A 19,058-nucleotide genomic window follows, 5' to 3' on the forward strand; every position below is an offset into this window, starting at 1 on the left:
GTCCTCGACCGCATCGATGAAATCGTTTCGCCGGGAACATATCTCGCCCCGTCGACGTGGCCTACACCCCACCCGCGCTCGCGCAGTCGCAACTCCGCCGAAGACGCTCGGCGCACGTCCGCAAAACCACAACGACGCGCATTCACGAGATCGGGTTGAATGGGAACTTGTGGACGACAGGGGAATACGGCGGATCGCGGCGCGAATCTACGATGGCTGGCTGTGGTACGACGAACGACTGTTGTTGGCCTACGTCGAGCGAGTAACCAACGGAGCCTGCGCAATAAGCGAAGCCGGCGGGACCACGATCAGGTGGGCCGCATGGTTGTCGGCGGCACCCACCGCCGGAGTTCATGCGGCGCAGTTGCTGCGTTGGGGAGTCCCAGCCAGCGTGGTCGATATTGTGGAGATGCTGCGACAAGGGCCTCAGGAACTACCGATCGAGTACGTCGAGAGGATCTCCGTCCGGCGCGCAGCCGCAGTGATCCGGTTCGTGGAGTTGACGGAGTTGGCCGATGCCGCCCCCTCTCGATATCGGCACTGGCGTGCTGCCCACCGACTGCTCGGCGAGAAGCTGGGACTGCCGTCGCCGGACGCGCCCGCCGCCGTACCCGTGACCGCGCCGACCGGCCCGGCCGAGCACTGGCATGAGTTCGCCGGACAGGTTGCGGCTCAACGAGATCCGCAGATTCTCAACCAGCTGGTCACTGGCTACCAGACCGAACTTCGCCAGTGCTGCCACGCCGCGATCCGCGGCGCCGTCTACACCGCCAGCAGCGCGCCGCATGCTGCCTGGCTCGCCGACAAATGGTGGGATTCGCAAGACCATTGGGAGGCGATGGTTGCGACAAGAGCGACCACCGACGCCGAACGCCTCCGCAGCCGGCTCGGCGACGAGCGATCCGGAGTGGTGGCAGCCGCGATCACCGGGTTGCCACCGGCCATCACGGAGCCCGCCGAGATCGTCACTCTCGGCCAGATATTGCGGCGCTCCGAGCCGCACTGGCGCTGGTGTCGCCTCGCGGCGGCGCGCAGGCTGCGCACGGTCGGCGGATCCGCGGCCGAGGAAGCTCTTCGAGACCGTTTCCTGTCGCCGCTCGACCCGCCGTGGCACGAAGATCCGCAGTGGCTGGCTACCTACGGCGCGGCGCACATTCCGGCTCTCATCGCGAATCTCGATGAGCCCGAATGGTGGTACGAGGCACCGTATGCGCTGGGCAAACTCCGCGCGACAGCAGCCGGACCCGCGATCTGCCTCCGACTGCGCGCCCATCCGGACTGGACGCCCGGGATCGACGCTCTCGGCCGGATCGGTTCCGCCGACGCGGTCAAGACTCTGACGCAGACGGCCACCGCCGGGACAGCCGACACCCGCGATCACAGCCTGCGCGCACTCACCCGGATCAGCACCGCAGCGGCGGTGCAGGCCGCGCTCGTCGCCATCGACGACGTCGACCCCACCGTACGTGACCGAGCCGCCCGAATCCTGGTGCAGCACGGCGACCAGCGTGCCCTCGCCACACTGATCCGGCTGTGCGATACCCGGCATGCGGTGGCTGCGGCTCGGGCGCTCGGCCGTATCGCCGATCCACGCGCCGAGCCGACCCTGTGGCAGCTCTTCACCGCCGGTGCGCCGCGGGTCCGGAGTGCGGCCGGTCGTGCCCTCGCCGCCATGACCGGACCGCTGCGATTCCCGGACCATGCCGCATGGGACGCCGACCCCGGACTGCGCCGCGCCTTCATCGGGCTACTCGGCCACCGGCGCGAATGGACCATGCCACACACCATCGAACGAGTGGCGCAAGATTTCGACCCCAAGGTGCGATCGGCGACAGCGCACCTGATCGCGACACTCGGTGTCCGCACACCACGCGCAATACTCGACCGCCTGCTCGGCGATCCAGATCCCCGGGTGCAAAACGCGGCCGCCGAGGCGTTACGCCGACTCGACAGCTGAAAAGGAGGGCGGCAGCCGATCCCCGCAGGAGAACCCAGTTATCCATCCGGTTCAATGGAAATCATCAGCAGATCGACCGGAGCGGTCGTGTACTTCGAACCAGGCGGTGGAACATGAACCAGTCCAGACACGAGCTGGACAGCATGGTACGGCAAGAATTCGGTTCGGACATCGTCTTCACTTTCACCGAGTTCCCTTCGGGGGCACTGGATCTCGAGCTCCGCCGGCAGGGGCATTTTGCCGTGATCCAGGGCAAGGACAACGAATGGGGCCTATCGGTCGACATAGCCGACGGATTTGGTTTCACGGGCCACGACCACACATTCAGCTCGTTCGACGATGCTCTCCGAGCCGCAAAACCGCTGATGCTGGATCCGAGAGCGCCTCAGGATGCCGGAAGCACCGAAGGATGGCTCCGAAACCGACTGACGGACACCACTGACAACTGAGTCGCAGCACCGGCCCACCATCCGTTTGTGGCTCGCCCGTCACAGGTCTCCCAGCTTCGGATCGCGTGGCCCGGCTGTTATCCCAACCCACCCCACAGATCCCGCACTCTCTCTCGGGATCTGCACTCGGAATAGGGCCCTAGTGTCAGTGCGGATCCCGAGAGAGGGTGCAGATTCCGTACGATCCGGCCCGAACCCGCCACGAGTGGCGCTGACCGACGCCTCACCGACCCGCCCACGCCGAACCCACAGAGTTTGCATACCCTTCACAGGGTGTAGAGCCGTTGTGAGGGGTATGCATGCTCTGTGAACCCCTTCCCTACCAACGGGTTTCGGCCGCACCGGAGCTCTCGGGCCGCAACCACGGCCAGATCGTCACGCGAAAACCTATCCGTACACCCGCTGTGTGAGCCTCACCCCCGCTGTACTGGGTGTGAGGCTCACACAGCGGGGGCGCGACGGTAGCTCAACCACCCCGGAAGGCGAGATTCGCTGATTATTGAACTCTCGCAACGCAACCACAGCCAGATGACCACCTCGGGAACGCGACATCGCGCACCTGACCGATAACTAAAGCCGGGTACGGCAGGCGACGCGCCCAGCACTACTCGGTCATTCCCTTGGATAAGTACACCTATCGGATAAGTACACATAAGGACTTCCCAACGTGACCTGTCCATGAAAGCCGAAGGCCTACCCCGGTTTTCCTGTGAGTAACTCCGGCACCGCCGATCTCTGTTGTGCCAGCACCACTTCCACTGGAATGGCGACGAAACCACCGCCTATCACCACGATTCGATCGGCCGTCTGGCTCCAGTACAGGGCTGAGTAGTTGGATTTGTCGTCGAACATCTCCGGCGGCAGTGGGATGTATGTGCCGTTCTCTGGGAAGTAGAGGACACCGACGTCGCCCTCGTCGTTGCCGCCGAATTTCAGCAGCAGACCGCCGTTCGGTCCCGGACGTACCGCCATCACGTTCGTCCATGCGTCGGCATGCCGGATCGGTGTGCCGCCGCGATGGATCTCATACAGGTCGCGATCGGATAGATAGAAGAATCCGTCATCTCCTGCGGGGACCGAGGTGAAATCGACGAAGGAGCGTTGGGCGTTCATCTCGAAGGTGCGGGCGCAGGCGCTGCCGGCCGGGTTGAGTTCGTAACCGTTTCCGTCCCAGAGCAATACGGTGCTGCCGTTGGCGAGCCGGGCGGCTCCGGTCAGCGGGCGCGCGGCGTCGCCGAGCACGCTCTGGACCACGGCCGCATCGGGGATACCTGGAATCTGCTCCCACGCACCGGATTCCGTGAGCCACAGCGGGCCGGGCAGCGGGTCGCCGACATTCAGGCCGCCGTATCTCAGCAGGTGTGTCTTCACGTCGTGCAGCACCACGGGGCGGGTGCCGAGGAAGTAGCACTCGTGCGCGTAGAGGTCGGCGTCGTTCGGCCCCTTGGCGGGCAGTGCGCGTGGCGCATCTGCTGCGCCGTCCACCAGGATCGGCCCGAATACGCGCGGGCGGGCCTTGGTCTCGGCGGTGGACTGCGCGAGCCAGCCGCCGGTGGGTGACCGTGCTGCTGCTACCCAGAATTCGTTGCGCTGCAACGATAAACGTGGCGGCCAGGCGTCGAGATCCCACAGTTCCACCCGCGGTGTTCTACCGGCGCTGTGCGACAACAGGAATCCGTCGACGATGTCATCGAGCACGCTGGCGATCGGCGAGGGTGGCGCGGTCTCCACCGTAGGAGACGGAGTTCCGTCGTTGCCGAGGTACTGCGCCCACATCAGTTCCGGATCGCCCGGGAACTCACCGGCCGCGGGTACCGCGAGATCGGTTGCCTCCCAATATCCGAGCTTGCGGTCGACCGCCGCCCGAAGGGTCGCCACGATTCCCCGGTAGGTCCGCTGTTCGCCTTTCGGCAATGGCGTGAGCTGTTCTTGTACCCATGCCAGCACTTCCGCGACATGCTCGGCGGGCACATACAGGCCCGTCGAATAGTTCCCACTGAACCATCCCGACGGGAATCGCCCACTCAGTTGCGGATGCGCCGCAACGACTTCGGCGAACAGCCCGTCCGGCTGGTAGGCGGCCTTCGGTACGAACACCGCGTCCGGGAAGACCCGCCCCGCTTCGAACGCGAGGCTCAGCGCCAGTCCTCGCTCGTACCGGTACGGCAGCATCGAAGCGCTGAACATGACCGCCGCAACAGACACCGCCTCCGCCGCAGCCCGCCCGTCTGCTCCGAGCAGCAGCTCCCGCACCTGCCGCCACAGATCCTCGGCGCCAGGATGCACTCGATCCAACGCGGTCGGCTCGGTGGCACGTCCGAGCAACCTCGGCACGAACTGCTCCCGGATCGCGTCCTCGTCCACCAGGTGCAATGTGCAGTCGTATCCCATAATCCTCCGCCTCGTCCTGCACCCACATGCAACCACGGGCCGCCCGCGCGACACCACTTCCCCTGTTGCCGCACCGTTTCGATCTTGGTTCGTCCTCGTGAAATAGACTGTCCGGCCAGCAATTTCGGTACACTCACCTGAGGTGCGCGAGGTGCGGAAATAGCCTCTACTCAGCTGAGCGACGCGCCCGGATTTCCTTTATCTAACGCAGCTATTCCGAGTAAAAGGGAAGCGACATGAGCATTAGTCAAAAAATCACCGCTGGTGAACTGGACAATCTCACGTTTCACGGCAAGCTCGAGGACGGGCACCTGGTGCCCGGTGGCCTACTCGGCGACCAGGCCGCCATGGACGACATCGAGGTCGGCATCTACGTGCTGGAGAAGGACGGCACGCTGATCGCCTGCAACAAGACCGCCATCGGCGCCTGGGGCCGCAGTCCCGAACTGGGCACGAGCGAGAAGTACTGCGGCGCGTTCCGCCTGCGTTACCCGTCCGGCGAGGTCATGCCGCACGAAGCGGCCCCGCCGTCGGTGGTCATCAACAACGGCGGCACCGTCCGCGACGCCGACGTCATCTGCGAACAGCCCGATGGTTTCCGGCTGCTCGCGCTGGTCAACGTCTTCCCGATCCGCGACGAGTCCGACGAGGTGGTAGGCGCGGTCAACATCTTCCGCCACAACACCACCAAGACGGTGCCGGGACTGCTGGAGGCGGCAGGCGCCAGCTGACCGCTGCCCCGATTCTTTTGCCGTGGCTTCCTCTGCTCTCGTCCTGCGTCGGCAGGGCTTCAGATGACACCGGAGCTGGACTGCCGCGAGGGCAGTCGAGGAACCGATGCCACCAACCGGCGGGTGTAGTCGTGTTGCGGTGCGTCGAATATCGCGTCGACATCACCGGATTCGACGATGCGACCGTCCTTCATGACGACCACGCGATCTGCGGCATGATGCACTACCCCGAGGTCGTGCGAGATGAGCAGTAGCGCGGTGCCGAACTGCGCTTGCAGCACGGCCAGTAGGTCGAGTATCTGCGCCTGCACCGAGACGTCGAGGGCGGATACCGGCTCGTCGGCGACGAGCAAGGCAGGCCGGGGTGCGATGGCGCGGGCGATGGCGACGCGCTGTCGTTGCCCACCGGAGAGGGTGCGGGGATGACGATCGAGGAACTCCCGGCCGAGTTGCACCGCGTCCAGCATTTCTCGGACGCGGTTCGCTCGGGCGCGGCCTCGAATGCCGACCGTGTCCAAGCTTTCGCCGATGATCCGTTCGACGGTGTAGCGCGGGTCGAAGGAGCTCAGCGGGTCTTGGGCGATCAATTGCGCGGTGCCGCGGTGGCGGCGTAGTTCGCTGTCAGAATATTCGCTCCACGGTTCGCCGTCGACGACGATGCGCCCGGAGGTCGGCGCGATGAGTCGCAACGCGAGGCGCGCGGTGGTCGTCTTGCCGGAGCCCGACTCACCGACAATGCCGAGCGTCTCACCGGCGAACAGATCGAAGTTGACGTCATCGACCACGGTGCGGGCAGCCGGGCCAGTGCCGTACGTCTTCCGAAGATCCTGCACCGACAACACGATTCGGGTCTCGTCCACCGTGCGAGGCGGCAGCGGCGTCCGGTTCAGAACGTCAACATCGGCCGACGAGTCATCAGGGATCGACAGCGTCGTGCCGCGGGAGGCGGCCGACGGAACTGCGGCGAGCAATCGTTTCGTGTAGCTGTGCGCCGGTCGAGTCAGGACGTCGCGCATACTCCCCTGCTCGACGACCGTGCCGTCCTTCATGACCAGCACTCGATCGGCCAACTCCGCGACCACCGCGAGATCATGGCTGATCAGCAGTAGCGCGTTACCCGCAGCCTTGCGCTGCCGGAGCAACTCCAGAATCTGTTGCTGCACAGTGACATCGAGGGCGGTGGTCGGCTCGTCGGCGATGATCAAGCGCGGATCGCCCGCGATCGCCGTCGCGATCAGCACCCGCTGGCGCAGTCCGCCGGAGAGTTCATGGGGATATTGGCGCAAGCGCCGTTCGGGTTCGGGCACACCCACATCGGTGAGCAACCGCACGCTGCGCGCGGTGCGCGCCGGACCGCGCAGATCCGTCAGCGCGCGTTGCACCTGTGCGAGTGTCGCGCCGATCGTGCACAGCGGATCGAGGGACACGAGCGCGTCCTGCAGGACGAATCCGATGTCGGAGCCGCGGATCCGGCGCCACTGCCGCTCGCGATACGCGCGCGCATCGTGCCCGAAGAGCTCGAGACTGTCCGCGCGGACCGCGGCGCCCGGTCCGGACAGACCGAGCAGAGCGCGCGCGGTCACCGACTTTCCGGAACCCGACTCACCGACGAGCGCGACGACTTCACCCGGCTCGATCCGCAGATCGATGCCGTGCACCACATCGTGCCCGCCGCCCTTCGCCGGAAACCCGATGCGCAGGTTCGTGATCGAGACCAGGCTCATGATGGCCTCCCGTCGTAGTGCCGTTGCCAGTGCCGCCCAAGCGAACTCACCGCGATGACCGTGGCGGTGACCGCCACACCCGGCAGCACCGAGATCCACCAGGCGTTGCGCAGATAGTTGCGCCCCTCGGCGAGCATCGCGCCCCATTCCGGTTCTGGGGGTTGCGGTCCCATCCCCAGGAAGCTCAGGCCCGCCGCGCCGAGGATCGCGGTGCCGAGGCCGATGGTGGCCAGGATCGGCACCTGGGCCACCGCGTGCGGCAGGACGTGCCGTCGCACCAGCGTGGCCCGGGTGAGTCCGAAGGTGCGGGCCTGTTCGACATACCCGGACTCCTGGACGACGAGGGTCTGGGCGCGCACCACCCTGGCGAACCGTGGAATGGAGGCGATGCCGAGCGCGAAGATCAGGTTCGTGGTGCCCGGCCCGGTGAACGAGATCAGGACCAGCGCGAGCAGCAGATCGGGGAAGGCGGAGACCACGTCGAGGAAGCGGGTGATCAGCTCGTCGAGCAGCCCGCGAGACAACCCGGACAGCAGGCCGAGCGCCGTGCCGACCACCACCGCGATCGCGACGGCGGTGACCCCGATGAGCAGTGAGTAGCGCGCGCCGTGGACCACCCGGGTGAAGACATCGCGGCCCAGATGATCGGTGCCGAACCAGTGCTGCGCGCTCGGCGAGAGCTGGGCGGCAAGGGGATCGGCGGCCAGTGGGTCGTCACCGGCCAGCACAGCGGGAGCGATCACCGCTATGGCGACCAGGATCACCGTCAGCGCTGCGCCGACGACACCTGGCGGGACATCGAAATTCCTTGCCCGCGTCGCAATTCGATCGACGGTCGCGCGTGGCAGACCGACACTCGTCATCGTGCCTCCCCTCCTCGGGAGTCCCCGCGCAGTCGCGGGTCGAGCCACAGATACAGCAGATCGACCAGCGTGCTGATCACCACGTAGACGAACGCCGAGAGGATCGCGACCGCGAGCACCACCGGAAGGTCCTGTGCCAGTACGGCATCCACCGTTACCCGGCCGAGGCCGGGCCTGCCGAAGACCTCTTCGATGATCACCGCCCCGCCCAGCAGCCCGCCGACCAGCCAGCCGGTCAGGGTCACCGCGGGCAGCGCGGCATGGCGCAGCCCGTGCCGCAGGCGCAGCTCGGTCTCACTCACCGACCACGAGCGCACCGTCACCGCGAACGGCTCGTCGAGCGCCCGCTCCAGCCCGTCGCGCAGCACCTGGGAGACGACCGCGCCGAGCGACAGGCCGAGCGCGACCGCGGGCAGTACCAGGGCGGGCAGTCCCTTATTCGCCGCCACCGGAAATATCTTCAACTGGAAGCTGAACACCGAGAGCAGCACGATGCCGAGCCAGAACGCGGGCGTCGAGATCAACGCCAGCTCAACCGCATTCGCGATGGCGCGGGCGCGCCGCCGCCGCGCGGTGGTCGTCGCGACGACCACCGCGAACACCACGGCCACCAGCAGCGCCGCCCCGGTGAGCGCCAGCGTGGGCCCGGCCTGCGAGCCGATCACCTCCGACACCGGCCGTTGCAGGACATAGGAGCGCCCGAAGTCCCCGTGCGCCACGTGCCACAGGTATCTGGCGTACTGCACGATCGCGGGGCTGTCGAGCCCCCACTCGGCGCGGATGGCCGCCTCGACCTCCGGCGTGCGTGGCTGTTCGCCGAGCAGCACGTCGACCGTGTCACCCGGGGCGAGCCGCACGCCGATGAACGACAGCGTGGCCGCGCCCCACAGCACGCCGACACCCGAGATCAACCGCAGCAGAATCCGTTTCGCGATCCACCAGCGCGCATCGGGTGCGGTGTCGGCCGCGAGTTCCACCGTCGGCGGTGCGGTGATTTCGAGCGTCATGGACACCACGCCGGTTCAGCTCGCCCGCGCACCGTGTCAGCCACGATCGACCCATACGTCGTAGGAGTTCTCCGGAAGTTGCTTGTAGGGGCGGAAACCCGCGCCGTGTACGTGCGCGGCGGCCGCGATCTGATTCTCCGGAATGTAGAGCGGCAGCCCGTACGCCTTGTCTACCAACGCGAATCGCTGCAACTGCGCGTACTGCTTGGCGCGTTCGGTGTTGTCGGTCGTCGCGGCGGCGGCCTGCAGCCAGCCGGACAGTTCGGCGTCGCCGGCCCGGCTGTAGTTGAGGGTGCCCTTCGAATTCGATGGATACCAATGGTTTTCGATATCGATGCCGCCGGTGATGGTGTCGGAGTTGGCGATCGAACCGAAGGTGTTGTTCTTGCGAAGTTCGGCATAGGTGCCGAGATCGACGTAGGAGAGCTTCAGATCGATGCCCGCGTTCTGCTTGGCCTGCGCCTGGACCGCCTGCAACAGCACCTCACGCTGATCGCGGACGGTGGACTGCGCCTGGACCAGATCGATGGTCAGTCGCTGACCATTCTTGGTCCGGAATCCGTCGGAATCCTTTGTCGTCCAGCCTGCTTCGTCGAGCAGGCGATTGGCGGCGTCCTTGTTCGGACCGTAGGCGCCTTCGATGCTCTTGTCGTAGAACAGCGCGTCGACGCTGGAGGCGATACCCCAGCCGCGGGTCCGCTGGCCGCGATAGATCGACTTCAACACCGCGTCGACGTCGACCGAATCGTTCAGCGCCTTACGGACTTTCTCGTCGGTGGCCGGACCGAAGGTGGCATTCCAGTACAGCGTGTACGGGCTACCGTTGTTCAGCGAACGCTGGTAGGTGTAGCCGGAATCGCCCTCGAACAGCGACGCGTCGTTACCGGACACCCCCTCGATGAGGTCGACCTGGCCGGAGGTCAGGGCGCCGGTGCGCACCGACGACTCGGGCAGGAACCGGTAGGTCACCTCGTCGAGGTAGGCGGGGCCCTGATGGGCGGCGTTCTGCGGCGCCCAGTTGTAGTCCGGGTTCTTCTTGAAGTGCAGTTCCTGACCCTTGACGTAGCGATCGAGGATGAACGGACCGGTGCCCGCGATCTCGGGTCCACCGGCTTTGAGCTGGGGCTTGTCGAACGCGGCCGGCGAGATGATGTCGAAGCCCGCGGCGAAGTCGAGGAACGGTGCGTACGGGTTCTTCAAGGTGAAGACCACCGTTCGCTCGTCGCGCGCGCTCACCCCGCCGAGGTTGGACAGCGGCCCGGACGAGAACCCACCGGAGTACGCCACGTCCTGCATGGTGGTGAAGTTGCGAACCACCGCCGCCGCGGTCAGCGGATTGCCGTCGGTGAACTTCACCCCGTCGCGCAGGGTGAAGGTGTAGGTCAGCCCGTCGGGCGACACCTCGTGGCCGGTGGCCAGCCAGGGCACGTAGCCGCCGTCCTTGGTGCGCGCCAGCAGCGTCTCGTAGGTGTTGCGCAACATCATCCTGGTGTTGCTCTGACCGTTGAGGTGCGGATTGAGGGTGGTCGGCTCCGTCTCCACACCCCAGGTGAGCGAGCCCCCGCTCTTCGGTTGCGCCGAGGTGCCCGCGGTGGTGTCCGATCCACCGCATGCGGTGGCCAGTAGCGCTGTGGCCACCAGGAGAGCTGTTGCTATTCGCCGAGTCCGCATCACAGTGCGGCGCTCCTATCTTCGATGAGAAATAGTGGTTGATCGGTGGTGACGACCGCGCCTTCGGTTGCGGTCACGGTGACGATCCCGGGATGGGTCGCGGTCAACTCGTGCTCCATCTTCATGGCCTCGACCACGCCCAGCAGCTGGCCTTTCTCGACCTGCGTGCCCGATTCGACATGGAGCCGAACGACGGTGCCCGGCATGGGCGAACGGATCTCGGGGTCGGTCGCGGTGCTGCCGAACGAGCGATACTCCGCGTACCGGACTTCCCTCGATACGCCCGCGACCTGGATGGCCCAGGCCTCCCCGGCGCGTCGGACCACACAGGGTGTCGAGCCGATCGAAATCGTGTCGACGCTGGTTCGAACACACACGACACCCCCGTCGGCGGTGTCCGCGCGAACCCGCACCGCATCGCCGTCGTAGCCGTTGACGCGGACGGTGAATGGCCGTCCGTCGACCGTCAGATCGATGCTGCCGAGATCATGATCGGCGGGATCGAGCAACGCGCGGTCGCCGACCGCTGCGCCCACCGACCAGGGGGTCGTGCGATCGGGTGCGGTCAGTGCGGCGGCAACTGCGAAGGCGCCCAGCAGATCTGGATCGGCGAACGCCACGGTCGGGTCGATGCGGTCCAGGTAGGCGGTGTCGTGCTCGACGGCCGCCAGGATCGGCGAACCGAGGACGTGGCCGACGAATCCGAGGTTCGTGGAGATACCGGTCCAGCGCAGGTCCGTGCACGCTTGCCGTGCAGTGGCGAGCGCCTCGTCGCGGGTAGCGCCGGTGGCAACGAGTTTCGCGATCATCGGGTCGAATCCGCCGGTGACATTCAGGTGGCGATCGAATGCGCGCTCGATGCGAACATTCGGCCATTGCGTCACTTCGAGTTCACCAGGACAGGGCAGGAACGCCCGGAACGGATCCTCGGCGTACATCCGAACCTGCACTGAGGCACCGGAATAGGCGATCTGCTCCTGGGTGGCGGGCAGTGGCTCGCCCGAAGCTACCCGCAGCTGCCAGTCCACCAGATCGATACCGGTGATCTCCTCGGTGACCGTGTGCTCGACCTGTAGGCGCGTATTCATCTCGATGAAGAAGAACTCGTCGCCCACCAGTAGGAACTCGAAAGTGCCTGCGCCGACGTAGTTCAACGCCTGCGCACCGCGCACCGCGGCGTCGAAAATCCGGTCGCGGATGGCGTCCGGTATCCGCGGGGCGGGCGCCTCTTCGATCACCTTCTGGTGTCGTCGCTGCAATGAGCAGTCCCGATCGAAAAGGTGTACGACACTGCCGAATTCGTCGCCGAAGACCTGCACTTCGATGTGCCGCGCGTGCTCTACGTACCGTTCCAGGTGCAGGCGGCCGTCCGCGAAGGCCGCTGTCGCGGTCCGGGTGGCCGAGGCCAGCGACTCGCGCAGGTCAGCACTGGAGCGCACCACCGACATGCCCTTGCCACCGCCGCCACCGGCCGGTTTGACGATGAGCGGGTAGCCGATCTCCTCGGCCGCGCGGGCCAGGGCCGCCAGGTCGCCGCTCGCCTGCCGGGTGCCGGGCAGCACCGGGACACCCGCATCGGCCATGACCGTGAGTGCGGAGGCCTTGTCGGCCATGGTCTCGATCACCCGGGAACTCGGGCCGACGAAGACCAATCCGGCGGACCGGACAGCGCGGGCGAAGTCGGCGTTCTCGGAGAGGAAGCCGTAACCGGGATGTACTGCTTCACAGCCGGTTTCGACGGCACCGCGCACCAAGGCGGCAGCATCGAGGTGGCCGCCGGCCGCGGGGAGTCGCACGGTTGCCACCGCACCGTCGTGATAGGTCAGCTCGCGATCCTCGTCGACACTCACGGTGACGTAGTCGATGCCGAGGCGGCGGCAGGTCCGCGCGATCCGCGCCGCGACCTCACCCCGATTCGCGATGAGTAGCGTAGCGATCACAGCCGGAACACCCCGAAAGTGCCTGCGTCCGGCTGCGGCCGATCCCAGCGTTCATGCGCCAGCGACAGGCATTGCGCGAGCCAGGTGCGCGTGTCCTCCGGTTCGACGACCGCGTCGATCCACATCCGGGCGGCGATATACGCCGGGTGTGATTGACGTTCGAAACTGTCGATGATCGGCTGTTTGATCGCCGCCTCCTCTTCCGCGCCGAGCTCCTTCCCCTCACGACGGAGCTTGTCCCGCTTGAGAATTGCCATCACCGCGGCCGCCTGCTCGCCGCCGACGCCGGTGGAGCGCGCGTTGGGCCACATGGCCATGAACTGGCCGCCCATCGAGCGGCCCGACATCGCGAAGTTGGCGGCGCCGAAGCTGCCGCCGATCACCAGCGAAATCTTGGGCACCGTCGCGCACGAGACGGCGTTGACCATTTTCGCGCCGTGCTTCGCGATGCCAGCGCGCTCGTATTGCTCGCCGACCATGAAGCCACTCACGTTGTGCACGAACAGCAATGGGATGCGGCGTTGATTGCAGATCTGAATGAAGTTCGTCGCCTTGAGCGCGCTGTCGGGGAAGATCACGCCCTGATTCGCGACGATCCCCACCTCGTATCCGGCGATCCGCGCCGTCGCGCACACCATGGTGATGCCGTAGTCCTTGCGGTACTCCACCCACGAGGTGGCGTCGACGACGCAGCGCAGGATCGCGCGAACGTTCATCTCCTTCTTCGTGGTCGCCGGAATCAGCTCCGGCAGCCGCGCCGGATCGTCGGCGGGCTCGAGCGCCGCGAAGGCCGGTGGACGCACCTTGTCGCCCGGCGTGCGGGCGACGATATCCCGCACCATCGCCAGCGCTTCCACCTCGTTCATCGCCAGATGATCCGCGACGGCGGTCTCCCGCACGTGCAGGTCCGCGCCGCCGAGTGTTTGCGCGTCGACCTTGATGCCGGTGGCGGCTTCGACCAGTTGCGGGCCGCCGAGGAAGACCGTGCTGAGGTCTTTCACCATAACGGTCTCATCGCTCATCGCGGGAATGTAAGCGCCTCCCGCAGTACAGATTCCGAGCACGGCGGAAATCTGGGGCAGGCCGAGCGCGGACATCTCCGCGATGTTGCGGAACATCTTCCCCAGGTGCTCTTCGTCCGGGAAGATCTCTTCCTGCAACGGGAGATAGATGCCACCCGAATCGGCGAGGTAGACGCACGGCAGGCGGTATTCGCGGGCCAATTTCTGCCCACGCAACTGCTTCTTGATGGTGAGCGGGTAATAGGTGCCGCCTTTGACGTGCGGGTCGTTGGCGAACACCATGCAGGGACGGCCGTGGATGCTGCCGATCCCGACGACGAGCGCGGCGGCGGGCAGGTCGGTGTCGTACACGTCGTGCGCGGCGAGGCGGCCGATCTCCAGGAACGGTGTGCCCGGGTCGAGGATGCGGTTCACCCGTTCCCGGACCGGCAGTTTGGCGTCACCCTTCCGGCGGCGCGGCGCCACTATGCCCGCGTTGTGGTCGCGCAGCAGTTTGCGTTGTGCTTCGAATCCGATGTTGTGCTCGACGGTGACGGTCATGCCGGTAGCTCCGCTCGATCCTGATGTGCGGCGAGACTCGCGTTCAGGGTGTCGGCGAATCGGCGAATCGTGTCGGGCTCGAGGTCGGCCCGCAGCATGAGGCGCAGGCCGGCGCTGCCGCGGCGAATGATCGGGAAGAAGATGGGCGAGGTGTAGAAGCCCGCGCCGAGCATGTCCCGTGCCACGGCGATGGTGCCGTCCTCCTCGCCGATACTGACGAATCGGATGGGCAGGCCGTCGCCGGCCAGGTCGGTGTCGACCAGCGAGTCGAAGAGCCGAATGCGTTCCTGCAGTGCGATCTGACGGTCATCGACCGTGCCGTCGTCATGCAGATCGCAGGCCGCGACGATGGCGCCGAGTCCGGCCGTGTTGATTCGCTGGGACCACATCAGTGGCCCGCTGGTGCGCAGTAGCGTGTTCTTCAGGGCCTCATCGCCGAGTGCGCCGAAGAAGATGACACCGCCGCTGGCCCCGAAACCTTTGTTGAGCGAGGCGATTACGAGCGTGCGGTCCCGCCAGCCTTCGTAGGCCCCGAGGACGTATCCGCGCCCTCGCGAGCCCAGGGTCGAGATGCCGTGTGCCTCATCGAAATACAGGAACAGCCCGTACTCGTCCTGGAGTCGGAACAGCTCGTCCAGCGGTGCGCCACCGCCCGTGCTGTAGACGCCGTCGGCGACATAGGCGACGTGAGAGTGGTTGCGGCACAACTCTTCCAAGGCGGCGATATCGTTGTGCGCGATCGTGACCAGCTCGGTCTCGTCCGCGACCAGCGGTTTCATCGCGTTCAGACAGAAGTGCGCGTTCTTGTCGAAGACGACCAGCGGTGGGTGCCCGTCGGTGAGCTCGCCGGAGGCCAGCAGCGGCAGCGTCGCCCAGGCCGCGGCGGCACAGGACGAGACCGTGACAGCCTCTGCGCCGAAGGTCTGCGACAGGCGTTGCTCGGCCTCTTCCAACAGTGCGAGCCGAATTCGCATGCGGGAGATGGAGGAATTGATCGTCGCGGTTTCGTCGAGTCCACGGTGGGCGCCCGCGACTATGCGCGGGTCGCTGTCCAGGCCGAGATACGAATACGACGAAAAGTTGACGATCGTGCGGCCGTCCCGGTCGTGCACGTGGCCGTCGCGCATATCCGCTGCGACGATATCGACCAGGCCGTGAGCTGCGCTGTCGTCCCAGAAGGAGTTGCTCAAATGCAACTGCCGACGGACATTGGCGAATTGATGAGTAACCATTCCCCTTATTCCTTTGTTGGCGTGCGCGTCGATCGATGAATCAAGAAGTAGTGGCAGGCTTTTCCGGTGCCGCAACAACGAGTACGTTCACTGCGGCGAGCAGGGTGATAGCGATGGACCAGGCGATCAACCCGGCCAGCGATGGTCCGGCCAGCGAGGCGATACCCGCCAGGCCCTGCTGGATCAGCGCGCACCAGGTGACCGCGATCGCGGCACCGGAGACGAGATGGCTGACCGCGTGCGCGGCGCTGTTGGGGAACAATGTCGCCTGCCCGAAGGTGGTCGCGACGTAGCCGGCCAGGAAGATCGGCAGTGCGATCGCGCGGTGCGGCTCGAACACCCAGACCACGGTGATGAGCACGCAGCCGGCCAGCATGATCCACGCGCCCTGCCGCATCATGGTGCGCGCACCGAGGCGGCGGACGGTGCGCCGCACATAGGTCGCACCGGCCAGGTACGCCGCGCCGTACAGGACGCCGAAGAGGCCGAATACCCACGGCTGCAACGAGAATCGGTCGGCGAAGATGAACGCCGACTTCTGCTGGATCATGACAATAATGGCGAACCCGATACCGCCGGCGACCGCGCTGGCGACGAAGATCCGATCTTTGATCAGCCTGCGCACCGTGCCCTTGGCCGGGGACTTCGACTCCGGCCGCGGCAGCGAAATCCGCAGGGCGAGCGCGACGGGAATCGCAGCGAGTACGGCCAGCGCCACGAATCCGTAGCGCCACCCGACCGTCGAGGTGATGGCGCCGCCGACCACCTGCCCGCCGCCGAGCGCGACGACGAACGCCATCGACAACAGCGAAAGTTGCCGCGCGAGTTCAGCACCCGAGAACAGGTCCTTGATCATCATCCGCGCGACGACGGCAATGCCGCCCGCACCGATCGCCTGCACAATCCGCAGTCCGAGCAGTTCCGGCGCGTTCGTGACCAGCGCGAGGCCCGCACTGGCGAGGATGAAGCACAGCCCCGCCGCCACGAACGCCGGCACCCGCCCGAACCGTTCCGCCGCCCGGCCCCAGGCGACCACCGGCAGCGCGGCGAACACCACGAAGACCGCCACCGACAACTGCAGCGTCGAGTCACTGGCCCCGATGTCGGCGCCCAGCGCGGGCATACTCGGAAGATAGATGGTGGTCGCCATCTGCGCCGCGGCGACCGCGCTACACGCGGTCAGCACAACGGATCGGCTGCCTACCGTCGGAGATACAACGCTCCCGGATTCCTGCCGCACAACCAATTCAATCCCCTACACCCGATAGATGTGCGCCGCAGGTCAGTTGAGCCCGGCATGTCGGTGTGGATCGATGACCCCATCGATCCGTCTAAGACATGATTACCTGCCGGTAACCAACGATGCGAGGGTTAAAATCCCGTTGATTCTGCCGGAATGCTTTGCCGCCCAGCAGGTTCCGCACAGAGGTCAATCTTGGTCGGCGCCGTGTGGCCGCCAAGGGTACCCCCGCTCGACACTGTTGAACCGACCTATCGGGTCGGCATCGAGTTCAATTGCGGGCGAACAAGACCCGCCCGGAGAGCCGCCGTCAGGGCTGATCCAGCCATCCTGGTTCCGACACGTCGAGGTGCCGATTGCTGTTCGGCGGCAGGCAGATCCGGTCCAAGGCCGTCAGCAACCGGCCGCTGAACTGGTCGTCACCATGGCACGACGCTGTCGTCTACTCGTGGTCGAGCTGCACTCGGGGGATCAACACCGAGTGAGCACTGCAGCAAGACGGTTACTGCGGGTAGTGCAGCAGGCGAGTGTGGTCCTCGCCGAGCGCGGTCAGGCGGTGGGCGTCGCGGGTTCCCGGCTTGGCGGTGAAGACGACCATCTTGAGATCACCGGCGGGCACGGTGAGTGCGTTCGCGTCGAGGGTGATCAGCCCGACGTTGGGATGATGCGTAACTCCGGTCGTGCCAACGAATTTGGCGGCCGATCCACTGCACCAAAGATCGTCGAAACCACCGTGCGAGGCCCGCAGCTCCGCGATGAGTTTCGCCAGATCCGCATCGTGTGGATAGCGATTCGCCGCGTCACGCAGATCGGCGACCAATGCCGTCTTGAACTGCTTCTCCTGCGCATCTGATGCCCAACCGAAATTGGCGGGTTCCATAAAGAATCTCCAGGCCATATTCCGTTGGTGGGCATTGTCGGCGGGTTCGCCGAACACGCGAACGCCGATCGCGTTGTACGCCAGCAGGGTCCAGCCCGCGTCGTAGACGGCGACCGGCGTATCCCCGAGCCGTTCCAGGAGTTGCTGCGTCGCCGCGTCGATGGTGCGGTGCACGGCTCCAGGCGCGGCTATCGCGTGCCCGGACAGCGCGGACAGCTGTTCGTATTCGGCCTGGGAGAGTCGCAGCGCGCGGGCCAGCGAGTTGACGACCGATGCGGACGGATGGCTGCGCCCCTGCTCCAGGCGCTTGATGTAATCCTCTGACACTCCGGCCAATTCGGCGAGTTCCGCACGCCGCAGTCCGGGCGTGCGGCGGCTGCCGGGCAGTCGTGGCAGGCCGAGATCGGTGGGCAAGAGGCGATCACGGTATTCGCGGAGGAGTGGGCCGAGGCTTCGAGAGTTGTCCATTGCCATGTCGGTCCGTTCCGGTCGATGCGAATGTCGAGCAACCCTCAGTGTGATGGCACCTGCGGTGCACTGCCCGACGACCGTGTCGCTGGGTGGGACAACTCGGCCCTGGTTGGTGACGCCCGCTCGGCACAGGCTGGTTTCGGAACCAGACGTAGGGACGAGTGAGGATCACCATGACATCGAGCTTGACCGGAAGAACCGCACTGATCACCGGCTCCACCGCCGGCATCGGCAAGGCGGCCGCGCTGCTGCTGGCCGGCGCCGGTGCCGAGGTGATCGTTTCCGGCCGCGACACCGACCGCGGGAACGACACCGTCGCGCAGATCACCGACGGCGGCGGGCGGGCCCGCTTCGTCGCGGCCGACCTCACCGATCCAGGCTCGCTGCGCGCCCTGGCCGACGCGGCGGGCGCGGTCGATGTGCTGGTCAACAATGCTGCCGTGCAGCCTCTTTCGCCCGCGGTGTCCCAGGATGCCGCGGGCTTCGACGGCGCCATCGCGGTCAATCTGCGAGCGCCGTACTTCCTCACCGCGTCGATCGCCCCGGCGATGATCGCCCGCGGCTCCGGCAGCATCGTCAACATCAGCTCGATGACGGCCACCACGGCAATGGCGGGGTTCTCCGTCTACACCGCGACCAAAGCCGCCATGGAGGCCTTGACCCGCACCTGGGCCGCCGAATTCAGCCCCGCCGGGGTCCGGGTGAACGCCGTCTCCCCCGGCCCCACCCGCACCGAGACGGTGCTCACGGCGGTGGCCGCGGCGATCGGCGCGGGCGGCGAGGAGCAACTGGGCAAACTCACCCTGCTCGGGCGCATGGCCGAACCACGCGAGATCGCGGAGGTCATCTTGTTCCTGGCCGACGACCGGTCGAGCTACCTCACCGGCGCGGTAATCCAGGCGGACGCGGGCCGCACCGTCGCCTGACACCGTCTGCACGA

General features: G+C 66.3%; 14 protein-coding genes. 4 read left to right on the forward strand and 10 right to left on the reverse strand.

Annotation, left to right across the window (positions count from 1 at the left end):
* Positions 1-169: 169 nt before the first annotated feature.
* Positions 170-1,957, forward strand: a complete 1,788-nt coding sequence (locus tag ACIBK2_RS23340; RefSeq protein ID WP_396969713.1) for a HEAT repeat domain-containing protein — start codon at positions 170-172, stop codon at positions 1,955-1,957.
* Between the two features lie 113 nt (positions 1,958-2,070).
* Complete coding sequence (locus ACIBK2_RS23345) at positions 2,071-2,406, forward strand: hypothetical protein (RefSeq protein ID WP_396969715.1); 336 nt, start codon at positions 2,071-2,073, stop codon at positions 2,404-2,406.
* A gap of 693 nt (positions 2,407-3,099) precedes the next feature.
* Here ACIBK2_RS23345 and ACIBK2_RS23350 read toward each other — a convergent pair.
* On the reverse strand, positions 3,100-4,797 hold the full coding sequence (locus ACIBK2_RS23350) for a hypothetical protein (protein ID WP_396969716.1): 1,698 nt from the start codon (positions 4,795-4,797) through the stop codon (positions 3,100-3,102).
* 236 nt (positions 4,798-5,033) lie between these two features.
* Here ACIBK2_RS23350 and ACIBK2_RS23355 point away from each other — a divergent pair, with 236 nt between their 5' ends.
* Complete coding sequence (locus tag ACIBK2_RS23355) at positions 5,034-5,528, forward strand: histidine kinase (RefSeq protein ID WP_396969717.1); 495 nt, start codon at positions 5,034-5,036, stop codon at positions 5,526-5,528.
* A 59-nt stretch (positions 5,529-5,587) separates the two neighbouring features.
* Here the strand turns inward: ACIBK2_RS23355 and ACIBK2_RS23360 are convergent, their stop codons facing one another.
* From ACIBK2_RS23360 to ACIBK2_RS23400, 9 genes are all read right to left on the reverse strand, one after another.
* Positions 5,588-7,252, reverse strand: coding sequence for a dipeptide ABC transporter ATP-binding protein (locus ACIBK2_RS23360; RefSeq protein WP_396969719.1), 1,665 nt, complete (start codon positions 7,250-7,252; stop codon positions 5,588-5,590).
* Positions 7,249-8,115 (reverse strand): ABC transporter permease, encoded by an 867-nt coding sequence (locus ACIBK2_RS23365; protein WP_396969721.1) that lies wholly within the window; start codon positions 8,113-8,115, stop codon positions 7,249-7,251. The genes ACIBK2_RS23360 and ACIBK2_RS23365 overlap by 4 nt, the downstream gene beginning before the upstream one ends.
* On the reverse strand, positions 8,112-9,122 hold the full coding sequence (locus ACIBK2_RS23370) for an ABC transporter permease (RefSeq protein WP_396969723.1): 1,011 nt from the start codon (positions 9,120-9,122) through the stop codon (positions 8,112-8,114). Before ACIBK2_RS23370 ends, ACIBK2_RS23365 begins: the two co-directional genes overlap by 4 nt.
* A gap of 36 nt (positions 9,123-9,158) precedes the next feature.
* Positions 9,159-10,760, reverse strand: a complete 1,602-nt coding sequence (locus ACIBK2_RS23375) for an ABC transporter substrate-binding protein (protein WP_396969725.1) — start codon at positions 10,758-10,760, stop codon at positions 9,159-9,161.
* A gap of 32 nt (positions 10,761-10,792) precedes the next feature.
* Entirely contained in the window at positions 10,793-12,733 is a 1,941-nt protein-coding gene (locus tag ACIBK2_RS23380; protein ID WP_396969727.1) for a biotin carboxylase N-terminal domain-containing protein, read from the reverse strand.
* Complete coding sequence (locus tag ACIBK2_RS23385) at positions 12,730-14,295, reverse strand: carboxyl transferase domain-containing protein (RefSeq protein WP_396969729.1); 1,566 nt, start codon at positions 14,293-14,295, stop codon at positions 12,730-12,732. Before ACIBK2_RS23385 ends, ACIBK2_RS23380 begins: the two co-directional genes overlap by 4 nt.
* A complete protein-coding gene (locus ACIBK2_RS23390; RefSeq protein ID WP_396969730.1) occupies positions 14,292-15,527 on the reverse strand; it encodes an aminotransferase class I/II-fold pyridoxal phosphate-dependent enzyme in 1,236 nt (411 codons plus the stop codon). The genes ACIBK2_RS23385 and ACIBK2_RS23390 overlap by 4 nt, the downstream gene beginning before the upstream one ends.
* 40 nt (positions 15,528-15,567) lie before the next feature.
* Positions 15,568-16,713, reverse strand: a complete 1,146-nt coding sequence (locus tag ACIBK2_RS23395; protein ID WP_396969732.1) for an MFS transporter — start codon at positions 16,711-16,713, stop codon at positions 15,568-15,570.
* Positions 16,714-17,269: 556 nt separating this feature from the next.
* The gene (locus ACIBK2_RS23400) at positions 17,270-18,115 is read right to left on the reverse strand and encodes a helix-turn-helix domain-containing protein (protein WP_396969734.1); all 846 of its coding nucleotides are present in this window, start codon (positions 18,113-18,115) and stop codon (positions 17,270-17,272) included.
* A gap of 176 nt (positions 18,116-18,291) precedes the next feature.
* Here ACIBK2_RS23400 and ACIBK2_RS23405 point away from each other — a divergent pair, with 176 nt between their 5' ends.
* A complete protein-coding gene (locus ACIBK2_RS23405; RefSeq protein WP_396969736.1) occupies positions 18,292-19,044 on the forward strand; it encodes an SDR family NAD(P)-dependent oxidoreductase in 753 nt (250 codons plus the stop codon).
* Positions 19,045-19,058: the final 14 nt, after the last annotated feature.

This window comes from Nocardia sp. NPDC050175 (assembly GCF_044459885.1).
Lineage (GTDB): Bacteria > Actinomycetota > Actinomycetes > Mycobacteriales > Mycobacteriaceae > Nocardia.

Bases quoted from the DNA above. Each gene is read 5' to 3' on its own strand.
- ACIBK2_RS23400 (WP_396969734.1), bottom strand. From the start codon at position 18,115: ATGGACAACTCTCGAAGCCTCGGCCCACTCCTCCGCGAATACCGTGAT.
- ACIBK2_RS23360 (WP_396969719.1), bottom strand. From the start codon at position 7,252: ATGAGCCTGGTCTCGATCACGAACCTGCGCATCGGGTTTCCGGCGAAG.
- ACIBK2_RS23405 (WP_396969736.1), top strand. From the start codon at position 18,292: ATGACATCGAGCTTGACCGGAAGAACCGCACTGATCACCGGCTCCACC.
- ACIBK2_RS23370 (WP_396969723.1), bottom strand. From the start codon at position 9,122: ATGACGCTCGAAATCACCGCACCGCCGACGGTGGAACTCGCGGCCGAC.
- ACIBK2_RS23365 (WP_396969721.1), bottom strand. From the start codon at position 8,115: ATGACGAGTGTCGGTCTGCCACGCGCGACCGTCGATCGAATTGCGACG.
- ACIBK2_RS23355 (WP_396969717.1), top strand. From the start codon at position 5,034: ATGAGCATTAGTCAAAAAATCACCGCTGGTGAACTGGACAATCTCACG.
- ACIBK2_RS23350 (WP_396969716.1), bottom strand. From the start codon at position 4,797: ATGGGATACGACTGCACATTGCACCTGGTGGACGAGGACGCGATCCGG.
- ACIBK2_RS23385 (WP_396969729.1), bottom strand. From the start codon at position 14,295: ATGACCGTCACCGTCGAGCACAACATCGGATTCGAAGCACAACGCAAA.
- ACIBK2_RS23390 (WP_396969730.1), bottom strand. From the start codon at position 15,527: ATGGTTACTCATCAATTCGCCAATGTCCGTCGGCAGTTGCATTTGAGC.
- ACIBK2_RS23345 (WP_396969715.1), top strand. From the start codon at position 2,071: ATGAACCAGTCCAGACACGAGCTGGACAGCATGGTACGGCAAGAATTC.